Here is a 1,745-nt window from a genome sequence, read left to right as displayed (position 1 = left end):
TGGAGGTAGGGGGGATCAGACTTCGATCCTAAAGGAAAGACTGACGCTGAAGTGATGCGCTTCTGCCAAAGCTTTATGACAGAACTGCAAAAATACATCGGACCATCTCTTGACGTACCTGCTGGTGATATCGGTGTTGGTGGACGTGAAATTGGTTACCTATACGGACAATATAAACGTCTTAACCAATTTGATGCGGGTGTCTTGACTGGTAAACCTCTTGGATTTGGTGGTAGCTTGATTCGTCCAGAAGCAACTGGTTATGGTTTGGTTTACTATACTGAAGAAATGCTCAAAGCTAATGGTAAGAGTTTTGCTGGCAAGAAAGTGGTTATTTCAGGTTCTGGTAACGTAGCTCAATATGCTCTTCAAAAAGCGACTGAACTTGGTGCGACTGTTATCTCAGTATCTGACTCGAATGGTTATGTTATTGATGAAAATGGTATCGACTTCGACCTTCTAGCAGATGTGAAGAATAACCGTCGTGCACGTTTGACTGAGTATGCAGCTGAGAAAGCAACTGCTACTTACCATGAAGGTTCTGTATGGACTTACGCTGGAAACTACGACATCGCTCTTCCATGTGCGACCCAAAACGAAATCAACGGCGACGCAGCTAAACGTTTGGTTGCTCAAGGAGTTATCTGCGTATCAGAAGGTGCTAACATGCCTAGTGACCTTGATGCGATTAAAGTCTACAAAGAAAACGGAATCCTTTACGGACCTGCCAAAGCTGCTAACGCTGGTGGTGTAGCTGTATCAGCGCTTGAAATGAGCCAAAACAGCCTTCGCCTTTCATGGACCCGTGAAGAAGTTGATGGACGCCTCAAAGACATCATGACCAACATCTTCAACACAGCTAAAACAACTGCTGAAACATACGGACTTGGTACTGACTACCTTGCAGGAGCAAATATCGCTGCCTTCGAAAACGTAGCAAACGCTATGATTGCACAAGGTATTGTTTAATTAGTCGATACATCCTATCGGAGGACAAATGATGAACTTACGGCCAATGGAAGTAAGAGATAATCTAGCTGTAGCGCAACTCATTCGAGCTAGTCTTGAAGAATTCGGGCTTGACAAACCTGGAACTGTCTACTTTGATTCTCATCTAGATCATTTGGCCGACTACTATCAACAGCAAGAGAGAGCAGCTTACTTTATTCTGGAAGATGAAGGTCAGCTGGTTGGCTGTGGTGGCTTTGCACCTGTGTCTGATAAGATTGCTGAATTACAAAAACTGTATGTCACTAAAAATAGCCGTGGCAAAGGTTATTCCAGCAGGTTGATAAAGCGGATATTCCATGAAGCCCGCCTAGCAGGTTATGAACAGCTTTATCTAGAAACCTCTACTGAACTGGCTACGGCTGTCGCCATCTATCAACACTATGGTTTCACATCACTGCAACAACCACTTGCTAACGCCGCCGGCCACCCAGCTATGAATATCTGGATGATAAAATCCCTCTTATCAAATGAATAGATATTAGTATACTCTGGTCGACTCGAGGACATCAGTATCAAGCTCCTCAAGACAGCTAAAACAACTTTTAAAATTGTAGCCAAGGCTATGATAGTAAAGGTATTGTTTCAGCACTATCACACTAGAAGAAATCCGACTGCTTTTATAAGCAGTCGGACTTTTATATATCTAATTTTTCAAAAAATTTTCCTGCTACCAGCTTTTCTTTTAGCTTCTCCAACAGCTCATTCTCCAGGAAAGGACTTAGTTCGTCAAAATC

At 43.0% G+C, this 1,745-nt stretch carries 1 protein-coding gene and 2 pseudogenes; 2 read left to right on the top strand and 1 reads right to left on the bottom strand.

The genetic code is table 11. The features are described 5' to 3' along the window. Positions 1-9: 9 nt before the first annotated feature. Positions 10-969: pseudogene (locus SORDD24_RS01690) on the top strand (Glu/Leu/Phe/Val dehydrogenase dimerization domain-containing protein); the annotation flags it as partial. Between the two features lie 31 nt (positions 970-1,000). Beyond that, a complete protein-coding gene (locus SORDD24_RS01685; RefSeq protein WP_061406906.1) occupies positions 1,001-1,486 on the top strand; it encodes a GNAT family N-acetyltransferase in 486 nt (161 codons plus the stop codon). 160 nt (positions 1,487-1,646) lie between these two features. Here the strand turns inward: SORDD24_RS01685 and SORDD24_RS11130 are convergent. Next, positions 1,647-1,745, bottom strand: a pseudogene (locus SORDD24_RS11130) (EXLDI protein); the annotation flags it as partial.

Origin of the sequence: Streptococcus oralis, from assembly GCF_001579175.1 — a bacterium.
Lineage (GTDB): Bacteria > Bacillota > Bacilli > Lactobacillales > Streptococcaceae > Streptococcus > Streptococcus oralis_O.
This window is presented reverse-complemented; position numbering and strand designations above follow the sequence as displayed.

What these genes read in the sequence shown, in the direction of transcription:
- SORDD24_RS01685 (WP_061406906.1), top strand. Translation starts at nt 1,001, where the DNA reads ATGAACTTACGGCCAATGGAAGTAAGAGATAATCTAGCTGTAGCGCAA.